The following is a 16,553-nucleotide window of genomic DNA, read 5'->3' as shown; positions in this document are numbered from 1 at the left end:
TCAGTTTCCCGTCGTCTCGCCCTTGTCGGCACCGGTCTTGGCGAGGCTGCCCTTGGCTGCGGCGACCACGCGCTCGGCGGTCAGGCCGAACTGCTCGAAAAGGGTCCTGTAGGGGGCGGAGGCGCCGAAGTGCTCCAGGCTCACCACTACCCCTTCGTCGCCGACGAACTCCCGCCAGCCCAGCGCGATGCCGGCCTCGACGGCGACGCGCGCCCGGACCGCCGGCGGCAGCACGGTCTGCTGGTAGGCGGAGTCCTGGGCCCGGAACCACTCGACGCACGGCATCGACACGACCCGGGTCGGGACGCCGTCGGCCTCCAGGATCTCGCGGGCCTTGACGGCCAGCTCGACCTCGGAGCCGGTGCCGATCAGGACCACCCGGGGCTGGCCGTCGGAGGCGTCCTGCAGGATGTAGCCGCCCTTGGCCACCTTGCAGGCGTCCGCGGTGCCCTCGTAGACCGGCAGGTTCTGCCGGGTCAGCGCCAGCGCGGCGGGGCGGTCGGCGTGCTCCAGCACGACCCGCCAGGCGGCGGCGGTCTCGTTGGCGTCGGCCGGGCGCACCACGTCGAGGCCGGGGATGGCGCGCAGCGCCCACAGGTGCTCGACCGGCTGGTGGGTCGGTCCGTCCTCGCCCAGGCCGATGGAGTCGTGCGTCCACACGTAGGTGACCGGCAGCTTCATCAGCGCCGCGAGCCGTACGGCGGGGCGCATGTAGTCGCTGAAGACCAGGAACGTCCCGCCGTAGGGGCGGGTGCCGCCGTGCAGGGCGATGCCGTTGAGGATCGCGCCCATGCCGTGCTCGCGGATGCCGAAGTGCAGCGTCCGGCCGTAGGGGCCGCCGGGGAACTCCTTGGTCTGGAACTCCTCGGGGATGAAGGACGGCTCGCCCTTCATCGTGGTGTTGTTGGACTCGGCCAGGTCGGCCGAGCCGCCCCAGAGCTCGGGCAGGACCGGCGCGAGCGCGTTCAGCACCTCGCCGGAGGCCTTGCGGGTGGCGACGGACGAGCCGGTCTCGAAGGACGGCAGCGCCTTGTGCCAGCCCTCCGGGAACTCCCGCCGGGAGATCCGGTCGAACGCGGCGGCGCGCTCGGGGTCGGCCGCCCGCCAGCGCTCGAAGGCGACGTCCCACTCGGCGCGGACGGCGCGGCCCCGCTGCACGACCTGGCGGGCGTGCTCCAGCACCGCGGCCGGGACGTCGAAGGACTTCTCCGGGTCCATGCCCATGATCTTCTTGGTCGCGGCGATCTCCGCCTCGCCCAGCGCCGCACCGTGGATCTTGCCGGTGTTCTGCTTGTTCGGCGCGGGCCAGCCGATGATGGTCCGCAGCCGGATGAACGACGGCTTGTCGGTCACCCGGCGGGCGGCCTCCAGGGCCTCGTTCAGCGCCTGGACGTCCTCGGCGTACTCGCCGGTCTGGGTCCAGTCGACGGTCTGGACGTGCCAGCCGTACGCCTCGTAGCGCTTGACGACGTCCTCGCTCAGCGCGATCTGGGTGTCGTCCTCGATGGAGATGTGGTTGCTGTCGAAGACGACGACGAGGTTGCCCAGCTTCTGGTGGCCGGCCAGGGCGCTGACCTCGTGGCTGATGCCCTCCTCGATGTCGCCCTCGGAGGCGAAGCACCAGATCATGTGGTCGAACGGGCTGGTGCCCGGCGCGGCGTCCGGGTCGAACAGGCCCCGCTCGCGGCGGGCGGCCATCGCCATGCCGACCGCGTTTCCGATGCCCTGGCCGAGCGGGCCGGTGGTGGTCTCCACGCCCGCGGTGTGGCCGTGCTCCGGGTGGCCCGGGGTCCGGCTGTCCCACTGCCTGAGCATCTCCAGGTCGTGCAGGGTCAGGCCGTATCCCGACAGGTAGAGCTGGATGTAGAGGGTCAGGCTGGTGTGGCCGCACGACAGGACGAAGCGGTCGCGCCCCGCCCACGTGGGGTCGGACGGGTCGTGGCGCATGGTGCGCTGGAAAAGCAGATATGCGGCGGGTGCCAGGCTCATCGCGGTGCCGGGGTGCCCCGAACCCGCCTTCTCCACCGCGTCCATCGCCAGGGCCCGAACGACGTCGACCGCCTGTCGGTCCAGGTCGCTCCATTCGAGGGCTGGCACGAGTTCGCTGCTCAAGTGCTCGATCTCCGGATCTAGTTGTGATGGTGCCGTTGGTTTGGCATTTCCCGCCCACACCGGACCCTAACGGTTCGGCTCCGTCACCGTGGCGCAAGGGCCAGCCGGGGCGAGTCGCCAGGAGCCATGAAGAGCGCGGACGAAACATCCCGAACCGGATGACGTCTCGCGTGGCCTGTGCCCCCGTGCCGGGACCGGCCACCGGTGCAACTACAGTGAAGACCACGAAAAGCCAGAAGACCGCGGGAGCCGGCCTTCGCCCGCACCGCCGCCCGCACCACCGCCCGCATGACGGATCCGTCTGATCAGAGGTTACGCGTTGACCCCGCACGTGCTGGAAGCGCCCTAGATGGTGCTGACCGACAAGCAACCGGCGTCCCCGCTCGAGGAGAGCGCGGCGGCCGGCGCCGCACCGCGCTCGTTCGGCGAGGTCGTGAAGGCCTACGTCGCACTCACCAAGCCCCGGATCATCGAGCTGCTGCTGATCACGACGCTGCCGGTGATGTTCCTGGCGGCCAAGGGGCTGCCGCCGCTGTGGACCGCCGTCAACACCCTGGTGTTCGGCACCCTCTCCGCGGGCAGCGCCAACGCGCTGAACTGCTACGTCGACCGCGACATCGACGCCGCGATGCGCCGCACCCGCCGCCGCCCGCTCGCCCGTGAGCAGGTCCCGCCGGTCAACGCGCTGATCTTCGGCATCGTCCTGGGCGCCCTGTCGACCCTCGGCCTCGGCCTGACGGTCAACTGGCTCGCCGCCGGCCTCTCGCTGGCCGCGAACCTGTTCTACGTCCTGGTCTACTCGATGATCCTCAAGCGGCGGACCGCCCAGAACATCGTGTGGGGCGGCCTCGCCGGCTGCATGCCGGTGCTGATCGGCTGGGCCGGCGTCACCGGGAGCCTCGACTGGGCCCCGGTGGTCCTGTTCGGAGTGGTGTTCTTCTGGACGCCTCCGCACACCTGGACCCTCGCCATGCGCTACAAGGAGGACTACGCCGCGGCGAAGGTCCCCATGCTCCCGGTGGTCGCCACCGAGCGCCGCGTGGTACTGGAGAGCATCGCCTACACCTGGGCGACCGTGGCCTGCTCGCTGCTGCTGTGGCCGGTCGCGGGCACCACGCTCCTCTACCCGGCGGTGGCCGCGGTCCTCGGCGCGGTCTGCCTGTGGGAGGCCCACGCGCTGCTGACCCGCCTCAACGCCGGCCGGACCGGCGTCGATCTTCGCCCGATGCGGTTCTTCCACTGGTCCAACGCCTACCTCGCGCTGCTCTTCCTCGCCGTCGCGATCGACTCCATGCTCGTCTGAGCTTGCGGGGGGCAATCTTTCCGTCCCGGGCAGGCGGGGACACGGGGGCGGCGATCGGTTACGGTTTCTCCATGTCGAGCCGTGATCCTCGATGGGTGTTCAGGGACCGCCCGTCCGTCGCACTGATCTCAGGGCTCGTCGTGACCGGGCTGTGCGGGCTGGCGTCGCTCTCCTTCGACGTGCTCAACGGCGACCCGGTGCGCTTCTTCATCGCGCTGACGCTGGCGCTGGCCCCGGTCCCGGTGCTGCTGGCGGCGGTGCTCGCGCTGGACCGCATGGAGCCCGAGCCCCGCAGCAACCTGGTCTTCGCCTTCGGCTGGGGTGCGGGCGTGGCCGTCCTGGTGGCGGGGGTCATCAACTCCCTCAACCTGCTGTACATCGGCCAGGCCGCCGCGATCGAGTACGCCGACGCGCGCAACCTCACCGCGACCTTCGGCGCCCCGGTGGTGGAGGAGACGATGAAGGGGCTGGTCCTGCTGGGCCTGCTGAGGTTCAGGCGGGCGGAGCTGGACGGCCCCACCGACGGCGTCATCTACGCCAGCATGGTCGGCCTCGGCTTCGCGATGAGCGAGAACGTCAGCTACTACGTGGCCGCCCTCGACGAGACGGGGGCGCAGGGACTGGCGGTGACCGTCGTGATCCGGGGCATCCTCTCCCCGTTCGCGCACCCGCTGTTCACCTCGATGATCGGCGTCGCGGTGGCCTACGCGGCGCAGCGGCACGGTCCCGGCCGGGCCGGCGTCATCGCGGCGGGCTGGATCGGCGCGATGCTGCTGCACGGCATCTGGAACGGCTTCGCCTCCTACCTCGGCTTCGCCGGGCTGGCCCTGGCCTACCTGCTGCTGATGGCCGTGCTGGTCGTGCTGATCATGGTCGTCGTCCGCGACCGCAGGCGCATCGTCGGCCTGATCCAGAGCTATCTGCCCGCCTACCAGCCCACCGGCCTCGTCGCCCCGTACGACGTGCACATGCTCTCCTCGCTGCCCGGGCGGCGGCAGGCCCGGCAGTGGGCCAGGACGCACGGCGGGCGGCCCGGTCTGCGGGCGATGAGCGACTACCAGCTGGCCGCCACCGAGCTCGGCCTGCTGCACGAGCGGGCCGCCCGCCGCGTGATCGACGAGCGCACGTTCAACGACGAGCAGCACGCGCTGCTGAGCTGCATGGCCGAGGCCCGCCGCAGCTTCCCGGCCCCGGGACGGGGCGTCGTCCCCGGCTGAGGCCCGGGTCAGCCCTCCGGCCGGAGCGCGGCCTCCAGGGTCGTCTCCCGGGGCCCGGGGAAGACGGGGGTGGAGTCGAGCACCACGGCGTCCAGGAAGCCCTTCGCCGAGGCGAAGAACTCGCGGGCCGCGTAGACGTAGGTGGTGCCGGCCCACCGCCGGGTGGAGTCGTCGCCGACGCCGTGGGTCTCCAGTCCCGCCGTACGGCAGAGCGCGACCGCCCTGGGCAGGTGGAAGACCTGGGTGACCAGGGTCACCCTGGTGGCTCCGAACACGTCGCGGGCCCGTACGCACGAGTCCCAGGTGTCGAAGCCCGCGTAGTCCAGGACGAGCGCCCGGGCGGGCACGCCGCGCACGACCAGGTAGTCCCGCATCACGGTCGGTTCGTCGTAGTCCCTGCGGCCGTTGTCGCCCGAGAGCAGGATCGCCCGCACCTTGCCCGCCCGGTACAGCTCGGCGGAGATGTCCAGCCGGCTCGCGAGCATGGGGGAGGGGTGGGCGCCGCGCACGCCCGCGCCGAGCACCAGCGCCACCGGGGCCTCCGGAACGCCGGACACCCAGCCGGGGGAGGCGCCGGCGACCGTGCGGTGCCCGGAGCTCGACAGCCAGGCCCAGGTGAGCGGGGTGACCGCCAGCACGCTCAGCAGCACGGCCACCTGGTAGGCGCGGCGCAGGACCGCGCGGGAGAGGAGGACCTCGCGCGAGAGGACCTTCTTGAGGGGCAGGGGCAGGGGCATCGGCTCCGCCGTTCCGTCCGCTACACCGGGACCGCGCCGAGCCCGGCCGCGTCGCCGGCCGGGACGCCGAGCGGGCCCCGGACCCGCATCGCGAACGCCACCCGGAGCGTGCAGATCCACACCAGCGTCGAGCCGAGGACGTGCAGGCCGACCAGGAAGGCGGGCACGGCCAGGAAGTACTGGACGTAGCCGATGACGCCCTGGGCCAGTTCCACGGCGAGCAGCGTCAGCGCCGCCCGCCGGGCCCCGCCCCGCACGTCGGTCACGTGCAGCGCGAACAGCAGCGCGAACGTCAGCCCGACCACCAGGTAGGCGACGTCGGCGTGGATCCTGGCCACGGTCTCGATGTCGAAGTCGAACCGGGAGGCCATCTCGTCGCCGGAGTGCGGCCCGGTGCCGGTCACCACCATGCCCGCGAGGATCAGCAGGAGCACCGCGCCGACCAGGACGTACCCGAGCGTGCGGATGTCGCGGTGGACCAGGCGCTGCGCCGGCGCGTCGCCCTCCCCGGCCCGGGCGTACAGCGCGCAGGCGGCGGCGATCATGCCGATGGAGAACAGGAAGTGCACGTTCACCGTGACCGGGTTGAGCGCGCTGTGCACCACCACGCCGCCCCACAGGGCCTGCACGGCCACGCCGACCGGCTGCAGCCAGGCCAGGCGGACCAGGTCGCGGCGGCGCTCCGGCAGCCGCAGCGCGGCGGCGAGGCAGGCCAGCGCGACGACCAGCACCAGGAAGGTCAGCAGCCGGTTGCCGAACTCGATCGCGGTGTTGAGCGGTGAGATCCCGTCGTGGGCCGCCGGGACGAAGCTGTCGGGGGTGCACCGGGGCCAGGTGGGGCAGCCGAGCCCCGAGCCGGTCACCCGGACCACCGCGCCCGTCACCGTGATCCCGGCGTTGACGGCCACCGCGATCAGGGCCCACCACCGCATGGTGGCCGCCGTCGGGGACCACACGGTCCGGAACAGGGGCGCGACGGGCCGGCGGATCGGGTCCAGGAGCTGATTCACGGCTCACATCGTAGGTGGCCGGGGCGGTGGTCCCGCCGCCGACCCGGGCACCCTATTGATCCCCTCAGAGGTATGTGACATTTTACAGGGGAGCCGCGGAGGGAGGTGAGCCGTGCCGGACGTCGTCGTCATCGGGGCCGGGATCGTCGGGGCCGCGTGCGCCTACTACGCGGCGCGCGCCGGGCTCGACGTGGCGGTCGTGGACCGCGGGCCGGTGGCGGGCGGCACGACCGGCGCGGGCGAGGGCAACATTCTCGTCTCCGACAAGGAGCCCGGCCCGGAGCTCGGGCTCGCCCTGCTCTCCAACCGGCTCTGGCGCGAGCTGGCGGCCTCCGGAGACGGGGAGGGCGCCCGGCGCGCTCCCGGCGGCGCGCGGCCCGGGGGGCTCCGGGGGCCCGCCCGGGCGGGCGGCGGGTTCGAGTTCGAGGCCAAGGGCGGCCTGGTGGTGGCCGAGACGGCGCAGGCGATGGAGGCCCTCGCCGGCCTGGCCGCCCGGCAGGGCGCCGGGAGCGCCTCCGGAGGCGCCGTCGAGTCCACCGTGGTCGCGCCGGACCGGCTGCGCGACTACGAGCCCCACCTGGCCGGAGGGCTCGCCGGAGGCGTGTTCTACCCGCAGGACGCCCAGGTCCAGCCCGCGCTGGCCGCCGCACGGCTGATCCGCGGGGGTGCCGAGAGATTCGGCCGGAGCGCCCTGACGCTGCGCACCGGCGTCACCGTCACCGGGTTCACCCGCGACGGCGGCCGCGTCACCGGTGTCAGGACCGACCGCGGCGACATCCCCGCCGGAGCCGTCGTCAACGCCGCCGGGACCTGGGGCGGCGAGGTCGCCGCGCTGGCCGGGACGCACGTGCCCGTGCTGCCCCGGCGCGGATTCATCCTGGTCACCGAGCCGCTGGAGAAGCCGCTGATCAGGCACAAGGTCTACACCGCCGCCTACGTCACCGCCGTGGCGAGCGACTCCGCCGGGCTGGAGACCTCCGCCGTGGTGGAGGGCACCCCGGCGGGCCCGGTGCTCATCGGCGCCAGCCGCGAGCGGGCCGGCTTCGACCGGACCGTCCCGCCGGCGGTGCTGGGCAGGCTCGCCGCGCAGGCCGTCGCCCTCTTCCCCGCCCTGGCGCGGCGCCGGGTGATCCGCGCCTACTGCGGCTTCCGCCCCTACTGCCCCGACCACCTCCCGGTGATCGGCGAGGACCCCCGGGCCCCCGGCCTCTACCACGCCTGCGGCCACGAGGGGGCGGGCATCGGCCTGGCCCCGGCCACCGGCCACCTGCTCGCCCAGGCCCTGACCGGCCTCCGGACCGACCTGGACCTGACCCCCTTCCGCCCGGACCGCTTCGAGGGGGAACGCCGGTGACCGGCGCGGCGGCGCCCGGAGACGGGGACGGGACGGCCGCGAGCCGCGCCCACCGGCTGGTGCGGGCCCGCCCCGAGCCGGCGTTCGAGATCACGGTGGACGGCGCCGCCGTCCCGGTCGTCCCCGGCCAGAGCATCGGCGCCGCCCTGTACGGCGCGGGCGTCCGCTCCTGGCGCACCACCCGGCACGGCGGCCGCCCGCGCGGGCTGTTCTGCGGCATCGGCGTCTGCTTCGACTGCCTGGTCACGGTCAACGGCGTCCCGTCCCTGCGGGCCTGCCAGATCGAGGCCCGGGCCGGGGACCGGGTGACGACCGGCGACGACGACACCGCGGGCGGCGCCGGTGCCGTCGGGGCTGACGGTGGCGGGGGCGGCGGTGTCGGGGCTGACGGTGGCGGGGATGGCGGCGGCGGGGATGGCGGCGGCGGGGAACGGGAGGACCGGAGATGACCCCGGAGTACGACCTCGCGGTGATCGGCGGCGGGCCCGCCGGGGTGGCCGGGGCGCTGACCGCCTCGCTCGCCGGACTCGCCGTGGTCCTCGTCGACGCCGCCCCGCGTCTCGGCGGGCAGTACTTCCGCCGCCTCCCGGCGGGGTTCCGCGCGGCCCGGCCCGGTGCGCTCCACCACGCCCCCGGAGGCCTCGACCGGTTCACCCGGCAGTGCGAGGGCCTCGCCGCGCGGGCCGACGTACTGACCGGCCACCGCGTCTGGACCGCCGGACGCGAGGAGGCGGACGGGACGGTGACCGTACGGTGCCTGGAGGGCGACCGGGAGGAGCGGCCCCGCACGGTCACCGCGCGCAGGCTGCTCATCGCCACCGGCGCGTACGACCTGCCGCTGCCGTTCCCCGGCTGGGACCTGCCGGGCGTGCTCACCGCCGGGGGCGCCCAGGCGCTGCTCAAAGGCGACCTCGTCGTCGCGGGCCGCAGGGTCGTGGTCGCCGGGACCGGCCCCTTCCTGCTCCCGGTCGCCGCGGGCCTGGCCGCCGCGGGCGCGCACGTGCTCGGCGTGCACGAGGCCGCCGGCCGGTTCGGCCTCGCCAGGCACCCGCTCCTCGCCGCGGGCAAGGCCGGCGAGGCGCTCGGGTACGGTCTGCGCCTGGCCCGGCACCGGGTGCCCTACCGGGGCCGCCAGGCGGTGATCGAGGCGCACGGCGAGCACGGGCTGACCCACGTCACGATCGCGGACCTGGACCACGACTGGCGGCCGCTCGCCACCCGCACGGTCGCGTGCGACACCCTCGCCACCGGATACGGCTTCGTCCCCCGGATCGACCTGGCCGTCCAGCTCGGCTGCGCCCTGCGCGGCGACCACGGCGGTCAGGGAGGTCACGGGAGCCCCGTCGTCGCCGTGGACGCGGGCATGCGCACCAGCGTGCCCGGCGTCTACGCGGCCGGGGAGACCACCGGCGTCGGCGGGGCCGTACTGGCCGAGGCCGAGGGCCGGCTGGCGGGCCGCTCGGCGGCCGCCGACCTGGGCCGCCGGGTCCCGCCCGACCCCGCCCTGTCCCGGCGGCGCGACCGCCTGGCCGCGTTCGCCCGGGCGCTGCGGGAGTCCTACCCCGTACGGCCCGGCTGGCAGGAGTGGCTCCGCGACGAGACGCCGGTCTGCCGCTGCGAGGAGGTGCCGCTGGCCGCCGTGCGCGAGGCGCGGGCGCTGGGGGCCTCCGACGCGCGCTCGGTCAAGCTGCTCTCCCGGGCGGGGATGGGCTGGTGCCAGGGCCGGATGTGCGGCTACGCCGTCTCGTGCCTGGCCGGCGAGGCGGACGGGCCGGGAGGGAGCCCTCCGGCGCCCCGGCGGACGATCGCCCAGCCCGTCCGCCTCGGCGACCTCGCCGGGCTCGCCCCGGACTCCCCGGCCGGAGGCTCCGCGCCCCCGGCCTCCCCCTCCCCGGAAGGACCACCGCGATGACGACCCGAGAGCACCCCTGGCACGGAGTGATGGTGGCGACCGCGCTGCCGCTGGACGGAGACCTCTCCGTCGACTACGACGCCTACGCCGAGCACTGCCGCTGGCTGGTGGACAGCGGCTGCGACGGCGTGGTCCCCAACGGCTCGCTGGGCGAGTACCAGACGCTGTCGCCCGAGGAGCGGGCCGAGGTGGTCCGGGTGGCGGTGGCGGCCGTCGGCGGGGACCGGGTCATGCCGGGGATCGCCGCCTACGGCGCGCTGGAGGCCCGCCGCTGGGCCGAGCAGGCCCGCGAGGCCGGGTGCCGCGCGGTGATGCTGCTCCCGCCCAACGCCTACCGGGCCGACGAGCGGACCGTGGTCGAGCACTACCGCGAGGCGGCGCGGGCCGGCCTGCCGGTGGTGGCCTACAACAACCCCGTCGACACCAAGGTGGACCTCACCCCCGCGCTGCTCGCGCGGCTGCACGCCGAGGGCCTGATCGCGGCGGTCAAGGAGTTCAGCGGCGACGTCCGGAGGGCCTACGAACTGGCCGAGCTCGCCCCCGGCCTGGACCTGCTGGCCGGCGCCGACGACGTGCTGCTGGAGCTGGCCGTGGCCGGGGCGGCGGGGTGGGTGGCGGGCTACCCCAACGCGCTGCCCGAGTCCTGCGTGGCGCTCTACCGGGCCGCGACCGCCGGGGACCTGGCGACCGCGCTCCCGCTCTACCGGGCGCTCCACCCGCTGCTGCGCTGGGACTCCAGGACCGTGTTCGTGCAGGCCATCAAGGCCTCCATGGACCTGGCCGGGCGCCGGGGCGGCCCGTGCCGGCCGCCCCGGCTCCCGCTGACGCCGCAGGACGAGGCGGCCGTCCGCACCGCCACCGGACAGGCCCTGGCCCGGGGACTCCGCTAGGGCGCAGGAGGGTTCCGCCGCGGCGGGGACCCGCAGGACATCCCCGGCGCCGGGCCGCTCCGGCCGGGCCCCGGAACCGAACGCCGTCCCCGAGGAGGGTCGATGAGAACGAAACGGGTCTTCCACGCCGTGGACTCCCACACCGAGGGCATGCCCACCCGGGTGATCACCGGGGGAGTGGGCGTCGTGCCCGGCGCGACCATGGCCGAGCGGCGCGAGCACTTCATGACGCACCTGGACCACGTCCGCACCCTGCTCATGTACGAGCCGCGCGGCCACGCGGCGATGAGCGGGGCGATCCTGCAGCCGCCCACCCGGCCCGACGCCGACTACGGCGTGCTCTACATCGAGGTCTCCGGCTGCCTGCCGATGTGCGGGCACGGCACCATCGGCGTGGCCACCGTCCTGGTGGAGACGGGGATGGTCGAGGTGACCGAGCCGGTCACCTCCGTCCGCCTGGACACCCCGGCCGGACTGGTCGTCGCCGAGGTCCGGGTCGAGGACGGCGCCGCGGCCGAGGTGACCATCACCAACGTGCCCTCCTTCAGCGTCGGCCTGGACCGGGTGGTCAAGGTGCCGGGGATCGGCGAGGTGGTCTACGACCTGGCCTACGGCGGCAACTTCTACGCGATCGTGCAGCTGGACGCCCTCGGCCTGCCGTTCGACCGCGCGCACGGGCAGCGGCTCCTCGACGCGGGGCTGGCGATCATGGAGGCGGTCAACGAGGCGGACGAGCCGGTGCACCCGCTCGACGACCGGGTCCGGGGCTGCCACCACGTCTACCTCGCCGCCCCGGGATCGCACGCCCGGCACTCCCGGCACGCCATGGCCATCCACCCCGGTTGGTTCGACCGCTCCCCGTGCGGCACCGGCACCAGCGCCCGGATGGCCCAGCTGCACGCCCGGGGCGAGCTCGCTCCGGGCGCGGACTTCGTCAACGAGTCGTTCATCGGCACCCGGTTCACCGGCCGGGTGGTGGGGGAGACCTCCGTCGCCGGACGGCCCGCGGTCATCCCGGCGATCACCGGCCGGGCGTGGGTGACGGGCACCGCCCAGTACTTCCTCGACCCCCGCGACCCCTTCCCCGAGGGCTTCCTGATGTGATCCCGCGGCGGTTCCGCGGCGGGCCCCCGCCCGCGATCCCGCCCGGCCGGGCCCTTGACGGGACCGCCTCCGCGACGTGCAATGTCACACATCACCATATGTGAGGAGCCTCCCATGCGCGCCACCCCCCTGAAACCCCTCGCCGCGCTCGCCGTCCTCGCCCTGCTTCTCGCCGGATGCGGCCAGGGACTGCTCGGCGGCGGGGACGACGCCGCCACCGGAGACGGCCCGATCGTGCTCGGCATGCTCGTCCCGCAGTCGGGCGGCGAGGCCGCGATCGGCCCCTACATGAGCAACGCGGCGCAGCTCGCGATCGACGAGATCAACGCCAAGGGCGGAGTGCTCGGCCGCAAACTGGAGCTGAAGACCGCCGACGACGCCTGCGACCCCCAGACGGCCTCGGCCGCGGCCAGCAAGCTCGTCACCGAGGGCGTGCACGTCTCGGTGGGCGGGTACTGCTCCGGCGCGACCCTGCCCACCCTGCCCATCTTCGGCAAGGCGGACATCCCCATGATCATCCCGGCGGCCAACTCCCAGGAACTGGTCGACCAGAAGCTCAAGCACGTCTTCCTGATCAACGGGACCGGCTCCCAGCAGGCCGCGGCCGCCCAGAAGTGGATCGCCAAGCAGGGCGCGAAGAGCGTCGCGCTGATGCACGACAACACCAGCTACTCCAAGGACATCGCGGTCCGGGCCCAGCAGCTCCTCGGCGACCAGGCCGTGATCGTCGAGGCGGTCACGCCCGAGGAGAGCGACTACAGCGCCAACATCACCAACGTGCTGGCGAAGAAACCCGACTTCGTCTACTGGACCGGCTACTTCCAGGAGGGCGGCCTGATCGCGCGCCAGCTCCGGCAGGCCGGGTACGAGGGAGCGGTCATGGTGGCCGACGGCGCCGTCTCGCCGAAGCTGGCCGAGATCGCCGGGAACGAGGCCGCCGAGGGCGTCTACGCCACCATGACGCAGACCCCGGAGACCCTCCAGGGGGCCGAGAACTGGATCGCGGCCTACAAGAAGAAGTACAACGCCGACCCCGGCCCCTACTCCAACCAGTCCTACGACGCGGTACGGCTGGCCGCCGAGGCGATCACCAAGGCGGGCGGGACCGACGGCGCCAAGGTCGTCGCCGCGCTGGAGGCGGTCGACGGCTTCCCGATGTTCTCCGGACCGCTGAAGTTCACCCCCGAGCACACCCTGGCCAACGGCGGCTTCCAGATCCTCGTGGTCAAGGACGGCGCGTTCACCCTGCAGGACTCCCTCCAGTGAGCCCCGCAGCACCCCCCGCCGGCCCGGCAGTGCTTCCCGCCGGCCCGGCAGTGCTTCCCGCCGGCCCGGCAGTGCTTCCCGCCGGCCCGGCAGTGCTTCCCGCCGGCCCGGCAGTGCTTCCCGCTGGCCCGGCAGTGCTTCCCGCCGGCCCGGCGGAGACCTCCCGCGTTCCCGCGGCGCGGGAGGCCGCATGACGCAGCTCGTCTGGAACGGCCTGTTCGTCGGCTCGTTCTACGCCCTGGTCGCGCTGGGCTACAGCATGGTCTACGGGATCATCAAACTGCTCAACTTCGCCCACGGCGACCTGTACATGCTCGGCGCCTTCACCGGGTTCGCCGTCCTCGGCGCCGTCGGCGGCGTCTCGTCCTCGATGGCCCTGCCGGTGCTGCTCGCCGTACTCCTGGCGACCATGGCGGTCACCGGCCTGGCCGGGGTGGTCCTGGAACGCGTCGCCTACCGGCCGCTGCGCGGAGCGCCCCGCCTCTCCCTGCTGATCACCGCCGTCGGCGCCTCCTTCGCCCTGGAGTACGGCATGCGCGCCGCCGCCGGGGCCGACCCCCGGGTCTACCCGGTACGGCTCGGCGGCACCCCGCTGGAGGTGCTCGGCGCCCGGCTGACCCTCCAGCAGCTGGTGCTGGTCGCGGTGGCCGTGGCGCTCATGGCCGGGCTGAACCTGCTGGTCACCCGGACCCGCGAGGGCCGGGCCATGCGGGCCATCGCGCTGGACCCGCGCACCAGCGCGCTCATGGGCGTCGACGTCAACGCGGTGATCTCCCGGACGTTCTTCCTCGGCTCGGCCCTGGCCGGGGCCGCCGGGGTGATGGCCGGGGCCTACTACGGGAAGATCGACTTCCTGATGGGCTTCCTCATCGGGCTCAAGGCGTTCACCGCGGCGGTCATCGGCGGGATCGGCAACGTTCCCGGCACCATGCTCGGCGGGCTGCTGCTCGGGCTGCTGGAGTCGTTCGGCACGTTCTGGCTGGGCGGGCAATGGCGCGACGTCTTCGCCTTCGGCGTGCTGATCCTCTTCCTGACCGTGCGGCCCACCGGCCTGCTCGGCGAGCGCGTCACGGAGCGGGTGTGAAGGGCCCCACCCCGGAGCCCCGCCCGGAGCCCGTGACCACCGGCCGGGACCCCGCGGGCCCCGAACCGCCGGACGGGGACCGCACGGGCGCGCGGAAGGTCCGCCTGCGGGGCGTCTCCCGGCCGCCGACGCGGGCGTCGCGGCTGCTGGCGAACCGGTGGGCCGGGCTCGCGGGCCTGCTCGTCGCGCTGCTGGCGCCCTTCGTGAACGCCACGCCGTACGCGCTCTCCGTCATGACCAGCGCGGCGATCTTCGTGATGCTCGCCGCCGGGCTGAACATCGTGGTCGGCTACTGCGGCCTGCTCGACCTGGGCTACGCGGCCTTCTTCGCCGTCGGCGCCTACACCGGCGGCGTGCTGTCCACCCGGTTCGACCTGCCGCTGCTCGCCACGGTGCCCGCGGTCCTGGTGGTCACCGTGGTCGCCGGGGTCGTCGTCGGCGCGCCGACCCTGCGGCTGCGCAGCGACTACCTCGCCATCGTCACCCTCGGCTTCGGCGAGATCATCCGGATCACCGCCAACAACCTGGACGTCACCGGCGGACCGTCGGGCGTCTACGGCATCCCGCCCCTGGCCGGCGACCCGGTCGCCTTCTACTACCTGACCGTGGCCGTCGTCTCCCTGGCCGTCCTGGGCGCGGCCCGGCTGGGCCGCTCCCGCCTCGGCCGGGCCTGGCGGTTCGTCCGGGAGGACGAGGACGCCGCCGAGGCCATGGGCGTGCACACCTACCGGGTCAAGCTCGCCGCCTACATCGCCGGGGCGGTCTGGGGCGGGCTGGCCGGAGTGCTGTTCGCCGCGCACCTGTCGGCGATCTCCCCGGCCAGCTTCACCTTCCTGCAGTCGGCGCTGGTCCTGATGGCCGTGGTCCTGGGCGGCATGGGCTCCGTCCCCGGCGTCGTGGTCGGCGCCGTCGTGATCAGCCTTCTCCCCGAGGTCCTCCGCGACCTCGCCGACCACCGCTTCCTGCTGTTCGGGATCCTGCTCATCGCGGTCATGCTCCTGCGCCCGCAGGGGCTGTGGCCCGCCCGCTCCAAGGAGGCCCTCAAGTGACCCTGCTGAGCGTGGAGGACCTGCGCCTGTCCTTCGGCGGGCTGCTGGCCGTCGACGGGCTGAGCTTCTCCGTGCGCGAAGGGGAGATCGTCTCGATCATCGGGCCCAACGGCGCGGGCAAGACCTCGGCCTTCAACTGCGTCACCGGGTTCTACCGGCCCTCCTCCGGGCGGATCGCGCTGCGCGGCAGGGACCTGCGCGGGCTCCGGCCGTCCGCCGTCGCGGCGCTGGGCGTCGCACGGACCTTCCAGAACCTGCGCCTGTTCGGGGAGCTCTCGGTCCTCGACAACGTGCGCGCCGGAGCCCACCTGTGGTTGCGGCAGAGCGCGTTCGACGCGCTCCTGCACACCCCCCGCTACCGCCGCTCCGAGCGCGAGTGCACCGAGCAGGCCCACCACTGGCTGGACTTCGTCGGCCTGCGCGGCGACCGGCACGGCCCCGCTCGCGCCCTGCCCTACGGCGAGCAGCGCCGTACCGAGATCGCCAGAGCGCTGGCCCGGCGCCCCGCCCTGCTCCTGCTGGACGAGCCGGCCGCCGGGCTCAACCACGGAGAGAAGGCCGGGATGCTGGACCTGCTCCGGCGGATCCAGGCGCTCGGCGTCGCCGTCGTGCTCATTGAGCACGACATGGGCCTGGTCATGGAGGTCTCCGAGCGCGTGGTCGTGCTCAACTTCGGCCGGGAGATCGCCGACGGCCGCCCCGAGGAGGTCCGGCGCGACCCCGCCGTCATCGAGGCCTACCTGGGAGGTGCGCCGGATGCTTGAGATCCGCGGGCTCGACGTGCACTACGGCGGTGTGCACGCCCTGCGCGGCCTGTCCCTCACCGTCGCGCCGGGGGAGGTCGTCGCGCTGCTCGGCAACAACGGCGCGGGCAAGACCACCGCGCTCTCGGCGGTCTCCGGCCTGCTCCGGCCCAGCGGCGGCGCGATCCTCTTCGAGGGCTCCGACATCACCCGGGAGCGGCCGCACCGGATCACCGAGCGCGGGCTGGTGCACGTGCCCGAGGGCCGGAAGGTCTTCAGCACCCTCACCGTCCACGAGAACCTGCAGCTCGGCGGCCACCTGGTCCGCGACCAGGCAGAGCTCCGCCGCCGGATCGAGCGCGTCTACGCCCTCCTGCCCCGCCTGGCCGAACGGCGCGGTCAGCAGGGCGGCACCCTGTCCGGCGGTGAGCAGCAGATGCTCGCCATCGGCCGGGCGCTGGTCACCGGCCCCCGGCTGCTGCTGCTCGACGAGCCCTCCATGGGCCTGGCCCCGCTGGTGGTCGCCTCGGTCATGAAACTCGTCGCGGACGTCAACGCCGAGGGCGTCTCGGTCCTGCTCGTCGAGCAGAACGCGGTCGCCGCCCTGCGCATCGCGCACCGCGGGTACGTGATCGAGAACGGGGCGTGCGTGCTCGACGGCCCCGCCGCCGGGCTGCGCGAGGACGCCCGGGTCGTGGCGGCCTACCTGGGCGGGGTCCGGGACGGCGGGGTCTGAGACAATGGCCGCCGCCCGCGAGGGCGACGACGAGCG

At 74.1% G+C, this 16,553-nt stretch carries 15 protein-coding genes; 12 read left to right on the top strand and 3 right to left on the bottom strand.

Annotation, left to right across the window (positions count from 1 at the left end; genetic code table 11):
- Positions 1–2,034 carry a transketolase gene (tkt, locus tag FHS22_RS13420; protein WP_260407928.1) on the bottom strand — a complete coding sequence of 678 codons (2,034 nt, stop codon included), beginning with the start codon at positions 2,032–2,034 and terminating at the stop codon, positions 1–3.
- A 427-nt stretch (positions 2,035–2,461) separates the two neighbouring features.
- On the opposite strand from tkt, the gene FHS22_RS13415 reads away from it, so the two are divergent.
- Together FHS22_RS13415 and FHS22_RS13410 are read left to right on the top strand one after the other, a co-directional pair.
- Positions 2,462–3,415, top strand: a complete 954-nt coding sequence (locus FHS22_RS13415; RefSeq protein ID WP_184941559.1) for a heme o synthase — start codon at positions 2,462–2,464, stop codon at positions 3,413–3,415.
- A gap of 71 nt (positions 3,416–3,486) precedes the next feature.
- Positions 3,487–4,632, top strand: a complete 1,146-nt coding sequence (locus FHS22_RS13410) for a PrsW family intramembrane metalloprotease (protein WP_260407905.1) — start codon at positions 3,487–3,489, stop codon at positions 4,630–4,632.
- Between the two features lie 8 nt (positions 4,633–4,640).
- Here the strand turns inward: FHS22_RS13410 and FHS22_RS13405 are convergent, their stop codons facing one another.
- Positions 4,641–5,369 (bottom strand): SanA/YdcF family protein, encoded by a 729-nt coding sequence (locus FHS22_RS13405; RefSeq protein WP_184941557.1) that lies wholly within the window; start codon positions 5,367–5,369, stop codon positions 4,641–4,643.
- 20 nt (positions 5,370–5,389) lie between these two features.
- The gene (locus FHS22_RS13400) at positions 5,390–6,379 is read right to left on the bottom strand and encodes a COX15/CtaA family protein (protein ID WP_338047739.1); all 990 of its coding nucleotides are present in this window, start codon (positions 6,377–6,379) and stop codon (positions 5,390–5,392) included.
- Between the two features lie 112 nt (positions 6,380–6,491).
- Here FHS22_RS13400 and FHS22_RS13395 point away from each other — a divergent pair, with 112 nt between their 5' ends.
- The 10 genes from FHS22_RS13395 (at position 6,492) to FHS22_RS13350 (ending at position 16,517) form a co-directional block, all read left to right on the top strand.
- Complete coding sequence (locus tag FHS22_RS13395; RefSeq protein ID WP_184941555.1) at positions 6,492–7,733, top strand: NAD(P)/FAD-dependent oxidoreductase; 1,242 nt, start codon at positions 6,492–6,494, stop codon at positions 7,731–7,733.
- Complete coding sequence (locus FHS22_RS13390; protein WP_338047738.1) at positions 7,730–8,182, top strand: (2Fe-2S)-binding protein; 453 nt, start codon at positions 7,730–7,732, stop codon at positions 8,180–8,182. Before FHS22_RS13395 ends, FHS22_RS13390 begins: the two co-directional genes overlap by 4 nt.
- Complete coding sequence (locus FHS22_RS13385) at positions 8,179–9,645, top strand: NAD(P)/FAD-dependent oxidoreductase (protein ID WP_184941553.1); 1,467 nt, start codon at positions 8,179–8,181, stop codon at positions 9,643–9,645. The genes FHS22_RS13390 and FHS22_RS13385 overlap by 4 nt, the downstream gene beginning before the upstream one ends.
- Positions 9,642–10,535 carry a dihydrodipicolinate synthase family protein gene (locus tag FHS22_RS13380; protein WP_184941551.1) on the top strand — a complete coding sequence of 298 codons (894 nt, stop codon included), beginning with the start codon at positions 9,642–9,644 and terminating at the stop codon, positions 10,533–10,535. The genes FHS22_RS13385 and FHS22_RS13380 overlap by 4 nt, the downstream gene beginning before the upstream one ends.
- A 102-nt stretch (positions 10,536–10,637) precedes the next feature.
- Positions 10,638–11,639, top strand: a complete 1,002-nt coding sequence (locus FHS22_RS13375) for a proline racemase family protein (protein WP_184941550.1) — start codon at positions 10,638–10,640, stop codon at positions 11,637–11,639.
- A 114-nt stretch (positions 11,640–11,753) separates the two neighbouring features.
- On the top strand, positions 11,754–12,905 hold the full coding sequence (locus tag FHS22_RS13370) for a branched-chain amino acid ABC transporter substrate-binding protein (protein ID WP_184941548.1): 1,152 nt from the start codon (positions 11,754–11,756) through the stop codon (positions 12,903–12,905).
- A gap of 190 nt (positions 12,906–13,095) precedes the next feature.
- Complete coding sequence (locus FHS22_RS13365; protein ID WP_184941546.1) at positions 13,096–13,989, top strand: branched-chain amino acid ABC transporter permease; 894 nt, start codon at positions 13,096–13,098, stop codon at positions 13,987–13,989.
- On the top strand, positions 13,986–15,038 hold the full coding sequence (locus FHS22_RS13360) for a branched-chain amino acid ABC transporter permease (RefSeq protein ID WP_338047737.1): 1,053 nt from the start codon (positions 13,986–13,988) through the stop codon (positions 15,036–15,038). Before FHS22_RS13365 ends, FHS22_RS13360 begins: the two co-directional genes overlap by 4 nt.
- Positions 15,035–15,802, top strand: a complete 768-nt coding sequence (locus tag FHS22_RS13355; protein ID WP_184941544.1) for an ABC transporter ATP-binding protein — start codon at positions 15,035–15,037, stop codon at positions 15,800–15,802. The genes FHS22_RS13360 and FHS22_RS13355 overlap by 4 nt, the downstream gene beginning before the upstream one ends.
- Complete coding sequence (locus tag FHS22_RS13350) at positions 15,795–16,517, top strand: ABC transporter ATP-binding protein (RefSeq protein WP_184941542.1); 723 nt, start codon at positions 15,795–15,797, stop codon at positions 16,515–16,517. Before FHS22_RS13355 ends, FHS22_RS13350 begins: the two co-directional genes overlap by 8 nt.
- The last annotated feature ends 36 nt before the right edge of the window (positions 16,518–16,553 follow it).

Source organism: Thiemannella venezuelensis (assembly GCF_014203605.1).
Taxonomy (GTDB): Bacteria; Actinomycetota; Actinomycetes; order Streptosporangiales; family Streptosporangiaceae; genus Planomonospora_A; species Planomonospora_A venezuelensis.
Note: the sequence above shows the minus strand (reverse complement) of the source record. Positions and strands in the feature narration are given on the sequence as shown.